The following is a 7171-nucleotide window of genomic DNA, read 5'->3' as shown; positions in this document are numbered from 1 at the left end:
ATACGAATGCCCATGTAAAACTCCTGCTAATTTCGCGCTATGTTAACTGACCCCTACTTGATTCCATACTTTTTGCAATCTGGTTGGAGAAACCGGCATTTTTGTTTTCATCGGCTGTGAGAACAGGGAAATACGGAATTCTTCCACCATGAAGTACAGATCTTTCAGGCGAGCGTCATTTTTAAACTTAAACAATTTTTCCATCCATGGGTCAACTTGATCAATGGCAGAATTGTCCCTTTGTAGGTTATTTGGCAAGCGTTCCAAACGCAAGACCAATGCCTTTAAATAGCGTGGAAATTCCTGCCATATATCGGAAGATTTGACATACACACAGTTGGAAAGACTCATCAAATCAAGCTGATCTTCAATGTCATCAATATTTTTCCCAAAGATAGAATCGTCTAAAACCAACAATTTCCGACGAATATCCTGCCATTGGATATAAATATCACTGAGTACAGATAATGCCACTTGACCATGCGTTAGGAAAGATTTTTTTACATTTAAAATCAAGTTTTGAAACTCTTCAGCATTGACAGGTAGCTCATTTATTGTCATCTGAAGTGTGGCATAAACTAACATTTGCTCCAGTTGAGCCTTATCACCCAGCGGTGAATAGGCCAGAGCCAAGGGTTTGGAAATCTGTTTTTTCAGCTGACGGATCAGATCGCCCAACTGCATATACACCAGATGAATCACCCCTTCCCGATGCTGCTTAATGGCTTCTGCCTGATCATTAAAGGTTTGAATCACCACACCTGATTCATCTTTAGTATCGAGCTTTGCAAAAGGTTTTCCTGGAACCAAAGCCTGATATTGCTTAACCACAACCCCTGTCACTTTTTGCGAGGCTTCAAAAGTAAAGTTTTCCGGGAAAGTTTTAAATTCACCTTTAAGCTGTTTCACCGGACTATGGGTTTCAGTTCGGCAACGGGCTTTCAGTTCGGCCAAATCACGGCCTTTTTCAATTACCCGACCCTTTTCATCAATCACTTTAATGAACGGCAGCAAATACTGATCTACACGCGCTAAAGAAAAGTCTTTCTCGGTAATTTGTTCACCACGCAACTGGAAAGCCAAATAACTAAAAATGTGCTCACGTAAATTCACTGCATCAATACGGGAAATTAATTTACGTGCTGTGTCAGGAATCGGCACCAGATTGCGACGTTTATCTTTAGGCAAGGATTTCAATAAGGCTTCAATCAAATCCTGACGCCAGCCTGGTATGCCCCATGACCAGATCTTTTCATCCACCTGTGGCAAGGCCTGTACCGGAATTTTAACCGTTGCGCCATCTTCATCATGACTAGGGTCAAAACGGTAGCTTGCAGCCAAACGTAATGCACCATTGTGTAAATAGTCCGGGAATTGCTGCGTAGTGGGACGGTCATTCATCCACAGCGCATCATCATCAACGAACAAATAACGCGGATTTTGCGGCTCAACTGTGGCACGCCAATCTTCAAAACTTCGACGACTCGCCACTTCTTCAGGAACTTTTGCGGCATAGAACTGATAAATGGTTTCTTCATCCACCACCAGATCGCGACGACGCAGCTTATCTTCTACCCTTTCTACTTCTTCAAGCTTAAGCAGGTTATGCTTCAAGAATGGCGGTATAATACCGAGATTGCCTGTAGTTAGGGCATCGCGCAGAAAAATTTCATGTGCCGCAGTCTGATCGACTTTTTCATAGTTCATCAAACGTTTCGGCTCAATAATCAAGCCAAACAGAGAAATCTGGTCATAGGCATTCACCACCCCGGCTTTCTTCGACCAGTGTGGTTCAAAATAGTGATGTTTGAGCAAATCACGCGCCGCCAGCAGAATCCACTCCGGTTCAATCTTGGCTAGCGTACGCAAATACACTTGAGAGGTTTCCACCATCTCAAAAGCCATCACCCACGGCGTATTGGTTTTATGCAAAGTCGAAGCCGGGAAAATCCGTGCTTTTTGCTGGCGTACTGCCATAAACACATTACGTTCATCAGTCTTGTTGGCAATAAACGAAAGCAAACCAGTCAGTAAAGCACGGTGCAGGTTTTCATAACTGGCTTTTTTATCATTAAAGGAAAGCTTTAAGCCTTGAGCCAGCTCAAACAATTGTTCGTGAGTTTTTTTCCACTCACGTAAACGTAACCAGCTTAAAAAATGCTGACGGGCAAAATTACGCCGTTTATTTTCGTTCATCGACGCACGATTATTTTGCAAGGTTTCCCATAACTTGATATAGAACAGAAAGTCAGATTCCCCTTCCTTAAACAAGGCATGCTTCTGATCCGCCTGCATCTGTTTATCGGCCGGACGTTCACGTGGGTCTTGTACTGCCAGCGCAGCCACAATAATCAGCACTTCATTTAGTACACCAAAATGTGCTCCACCCAAAATCATCCGGGCCAAACGTGGGTCAATCGGCATCTTCGCCATTTGCTGACCGATTTTCGTCAGTTCGGATTTCTTCTCATTTAAGGCCCCTAATTCAATCAACAACTTGCGGCCATCATTCACTAGGCGATGATCTGGCGGTTCGATAAAATCGAAACTTTCCAGCTCACCCAAATTGAGACTTTGCATCTGTAAAATGACCGAGGCCAAATTGGTACGTTTAATCTCAGGTTCGGTAAATTCAGGACGGCTCTGAAAATCTTCTTCAGAGTACAGGCGAATACAGACGCCCGGCGCAATACGGCCACAGCGACCTTTACGCTGGTTGGCTGCAGCTTGAGAGACAGCTTCAATTGGCAACCGCTGTACCCGCGAGCGATAACTGTAACGTGAAATACGTGCAAAACCGCTGTCAATTACATAGCGAATATTCGGTACAGTTAAGGCCGTTTCGGCGACGTTGGTAGCAATAATAATGCGTCGACCACTACCACCAGGACTGAAAATCTTTTGCTGTTCTGCTATTGCTAAACGGGCATATAAAGGCAAAATTTCGGTATGCCGTGGACCATGCTTTTGCAGGGTTTCTTGCAGTTCACGAATTTCCTGTTCGGTACTGGCAAATATCAGGATATCGGCATGTTCGGGATGGCCTTTTTGCTGCGCATCGGCAAAGCATTCTTCTACCGCCTGAACCACTGCGCGCGGCAGGTTTTCTTCAAAGTCATCAAATTCGTCATCATCACTACCGCCAATACTCATTTCTGAAATAGGGCGATAACGCACTTCTACAGGAAAACTGCGCCCTTCGACTTCAAAAATCGGTGCATCAAAAAAGTAGTTACTAAAACGGTTTACATCTAAGGTTGCTGAAGTAATGATGACTTTTAAATCTTTACGACGTGGCAAGAGCTGTTTTAAATAGCCCATGATAAAGTCGATATTGAGTGAACGCTCATGTGCTTCATCAATAATAATGGTGTCGTATTTGGTTAAGTAACGGTCATTCGCCAGTTCAGCCAGCAAAATACCATCCGTCATTAAACGCACGATGGAATCTTGTGAACCCTGTTCGTTAAAACGGATTTTAAAACCAATCGAGTCACCCAGTTTTTCACCCACTTCTTCGGCAATACGCTGCGACACGCTACGCGCAGCCAAACGTCGCGGTTGGGTATGACCAATCATGCCGGTTAAACCACGTCCGGCCAGCATGGCAATTTGCGGTAACTGGGTGGTTTTACCCGAACCGGTTTCACCAGCCACAATAATCACTTGATGCTGTTGAATCGCATCAATCAATTTATCGGCATATTGGGTAACGGGAAGGTCTTGATTCAGCTTGATGTTCGGAATACGGGATAGACGTTCACGAACTTTATAATTCGATTTTTCTAACAATTCCTGATACTGTTTTTCGTTCGCATCTTTACCTTTGCGTAGTCGATTTAAACGATGACGGTCACGTGCCATGACCCATTGATCTACATTTAAATGACTTAACACAGATAACTTATCCCAAAACAAAAAATTGAACTGGGTATTTTACGCTGTAACGCTCTCAAGAGAAAGATAAGCAAATATTTATTCATACTCTTTGATGTAAACAATCCCCTTAAAGCAGCAAAAATAAGCCATCCTTTCTGCTAAAATTGACTTATATAACAATAGTTAGCCAATCGCTTATCTTCAAAAATACCCGGATGATTCATTTATTAACGCTAACTAAATACAACAATAGTCTGGTTTCAGAAAAAGAAATTTACTTTAAAAGATACTTTGCCCTTGAATTTTAAACGCTGAACCTTCATGTTCTTAGGCAAGCTGAAAAACTGATATTTTGTCATTCAATAATGATTTTTAAATGATTGAATAGATAAAGAAGCAGATTTGGTGGAATTGTAGGCTTTATATTAGTAAATTCGGTTTTTCCGATTTCAATAATGTAAAAATACTGTTTCAGCAATAACAAAAAATTCGCTATCCTTTTGGAAATCAAATACAAACCTCAATCATGGAGACAATGATGAGCTTAATTAATACAGAAGTTAAACCATTCAAAGCAACTGCATTCCAAAACGGTCAATTTATTGAAGTGACTGAAGCTGATCTTAAAGGCAAATGGTCTGTAGTATTCTTCTACCCAGCTGACTTCACTTTCGTTTGCCCAACTGAACTAGGTGACCTTGCAGACAACTACGCTGAATTCCAAAAATTAGGCGTTGAAATCTACTCAGTTTCTACTGACACGCATTTCACCCACAAAGCTTGGCACGATTCTTCTGAAGAAATCAAAAAAATCCAATACGTAATGGTTGGTGATGCGAACTGGACACTTGCTAAAAACTTTGATGTATTAATCGAAGCCGATGGTCTTGCTGACCGTGGTACTTTCGTTATCGATCCTGAAGGTAAAATCCAGATCGTTGAAATCAACGCTGGTGGTGTTGGCCGTGATGCTCAAGAACTTCTTCGTAAAGTTAAAGCAGCTCAATACGTTCACGCTCACCCAGGTGAAGTTTGCCCAGCTAAATGGAAAGAAGGCGATGCTACTTTAGCTCCTTCAATCGACCTAGTGGGTAAAATCTAATCTCGTTTAGATTGCACTGATATAAAAAACCGCGCTTTTAGCGCGGTTTTTTTAGTTTTTATCTTTTGCTTTTATATTTTTAAATTAATGCATGTCGTGAACTGTATGATTTTCAATAATCGCGTGATGCAATTGTTGACCTGCTGATACAATAGCCACCACAAAAATCAGGTCGAATAAAAGCTCCAGTGATGTTGCCACCCGATGCTGCTCCGTGACATCAGGTGGTTGCATCGGTTTGAGACTTTTCAAAAAAATGTCGACATAAAAACCCCTATTATTCTAATAAAGCGACATCATGCCGTTTTTAAGGAATGCTCTGCGTATAATCGTTTTAATCAGTCTAATTTATGCTGTTAAAAAAACAGAATACTAAATCTCAAAATTAGACTACCTTCCACTTTTTATTTCTGCTATACATCAGTTATGACCTTTTTAAGGTCATGCTCAGTAAGACATCAACAGACTTTGGTCATACAAAAAATGAGGTGCTTATGGGAACACTGAATGCAGTAACATCTTGGAAATACAGTGCATCATCACGCTATTTAAAAATTTTTTACGATAATGGCTCTGGCGATTTATATTACCCTGTACCGCCTTTTATTTACGATAATTTGCTGCGATGTCATGACAAAGCTGCTTTTGTGCATAAATATCTAGAATACGACTTACATTTTTCTCGGGTGTCGATTGATTAAACACATCAGTCATTAAAAAATCAGGGCCTTGCCCTGATTTTGATATATCCGTTCATGAACTTCGCAGCATGCGCGCTTATTTATAACAGATCATAAATAACCCCGCTCCTTTCGACAGAGTCAGGGTGAGAAAACGTCCATCATTTTTGACTAATTCGATAAATTCTTTCACTTCTGCCGCATGAGAAATCACATTGTCGACAATCAAAACCCCGCCTTGCGGATCAATCATATGTTGCAGATAGGCCCAATAATCGACATACGCATCGCGCTCGGCATCTAACAAAATAAAATCATACTGACTGGTACTGTTTTCCAAAAACTCTTGAGCATCTCCCACCCAAAAATCAATATATTCATCCAGTGCCAATTCTTGAGCATATTGCTGTGCTTGAGCGGTTCGTGAAGGATCAATTTCGAGTGTGGTCACATGACCTTGGGTCTGCTGTGCAGCATTGGCAAGCCATAACGTCGAATAACCGGTAGAAGTTCCCACTTCTAAAATTTTTTTCGACTGTTGAATACGAATTTGCATCGCCAAAAATAATGCAGAATCCGGCTCAATATTACGGTAGCGCTGAATACGATCGGTTTGTAAAGCATCAAATTTGATAAAACCTTGATACAACTCCTGCATCCGTGTTTGAAAAGCCAAATTCATGCTCATATCAGAGGTCCCTATCCATTGCAATTATTTTGAGTCTAACCGATCCATGACGAAAATCTATATCTATGCCGTTTCTTGAATCAATTTAAATCTGGGAAAAATTTCACCGTTCGCGAGAGTGACGGTTTCCTGAAACATCTCTAAAGGACGCACCCACATCGAATAATCACCATATAGGCATTGATACACTACAAGCTTTTCACGCGTTTCACTATGCGTTGCCACATGAAAAACCTGATATAAATTGCCTTTATAATGTTGATAAATTCCAGATTTAAGATCCATTTATTATTGCCCATAAAAAACTGGCTTTTATCATAATCAAAAAATTTCCTGATCATGAGTTAAATTTAATTATTTTCCTAAAAATCAAGAATAATTACTTGAAGATTCACATTAAACCTTCATGTAATAAAAAGATCTTTTTGGTAAAAGTTACTTATAACAATCTCATAATCTATTAAACCGATCGTTTTTATAAAAATGAAAAGTTTTACCTATTCAATTATTTCCCCTATTATAGCTTTATTAAATAAGCATTTACTCCCTTGGAAACGTTAGCCATGTTAGACCAAAATACTTCAGCACAACTGAAAACCTTATTACAACGTTTAGAAAGCCCGATTGAACTGGTCGCGACTTTAGATGCTTCAGACAAGTCGGACAAAATCAAGGAACTGGTGACGGAAATTGCCGCGCTGTCGGATCAGGTGACTGCCCGTTTTGATGGCAACAACAAACGTGCACCGAGCTTTGGGGTGGCGAAAGTCGGTGAACAGCCACGAATCAACTTTGCCGGCCTGCCGATGGGACACGAATTTA

5 protein-coding genes and 2 pseudogenes are annotated in these 7171 nt (G+C 40.8%); 3 read left to right on the top strand and 4 right to left on the bottom strand.

Features of this window, described 5'->3' with window-relative positions; genetic code table 11:
• Nucleotides 1-42: 42 nt before the first annotated feature.
• Nucleotides 43-3864 (bottom strand): ATP-dependent RNA helicase HrpA, encoded by a 3822-nt coding sequence (hrpA, locus tag B2Y23_RS01655; protein WP_409449758.1) that lies wholly within the window; start codon nt 3862-3864, stop codon nt 43-45.
• Between the two features lie 553 nt (nt 3865-4417).
• On the opposite strand from hrpA, the gene ahpC reads away from it, so the two are divergent.
• The gene (ahpC, locus tag B2Y23_RS01650; RefSeq protein WP_291356777.1) at nt 4418-4981 is read left to right on the top strand and encodes an alkyl hydroperoxide reductase subunit C; all 564 of its coding nucleotides are present in this window, start codon (nt 4418-4420) and stop codon (nt 4979-4981) included.
• Between the two features lie 96 nt (nt 4982-5077).
• Here ahpC and B2Y23_RS01645 read toward each other — a convergent pair.
• A pseudogene (locus B2Y23_RS01645) lies at nt 5078-5215 on the bottom strand (low temperature requirement protein A); the annotation flags it as partial.
• Nucleotides 5216-5475: 260 nt separating this feature from the next.
• Here B2Y23_RS01645 and B2Y23_RS01640 point away from each other — a divergent pair.
• Nucleotides 5476-5682 (top strand): KTSC domain-containing protein, encoded by a 207-nt coding sequence (locus B2Y23_RS01640; protein ID WP_291356774.1) that lies wholly within the window; start codon nt 5476-5478, stop codon nt 5680-5682.
• Nucleotides 5683-5758: 76 nt separating this feature from the next.
• Here the strand turns inward: B2Y23_RS01640 and B2Y23_RS01635 are convergent, their stop codons facing one another.
• Together B2Y23_RS01635 and B2Y23_RS01630 are read right to left on the bottom strand one after the other, a co-directional pair.
• Complete coding sequence (locus B2Y23_RS01635; protein ID WP_291356772.1) at nt 5759-6349, bottom strand: O-methyltransferase; 591 nt, start codon at nt 6347-6349, stop codon at nt 5759-5761.
• 63 nt (nt 6350-6412) lie between these two features.
• Nucleotides 6413-6634, bottom strand: coding sequence for a DUF1653 domain-containing protein (locus B2Y23_RS01630; protein ID WP_291356770.1), 222 nt, complete (start codon nt 6632-6634; stop codon nt 6413-6415).
• Nucleotides 6635-6912: 278 nt separating this feature from the next.
• On the opposite strand from B2Y23_RS01630, the pseudogene B2Y23_RS01625 reads away from it, so the two are divergent.
• A pseudogene (locus B2Y23_RS01625) lies at nt 6913-7171 on the top strand (alkyl hydroperoxide reductase subunit F); the annotation flags it as partial.

This window comes from Acinetobacter sp. UBA5934 (genome assembly GCF_002430855.1).
GTDB lineage: Bacteria > Pseudomonadota > Gammaproteobacteria > Pseudomonadales > Moraxellaceae > Acinetobacter.
The sequence above is the reverse complement of the archived record's forward strand: the minus strand, read 5'-3'. Positions and strand labels throughout refer to the sequence as shown.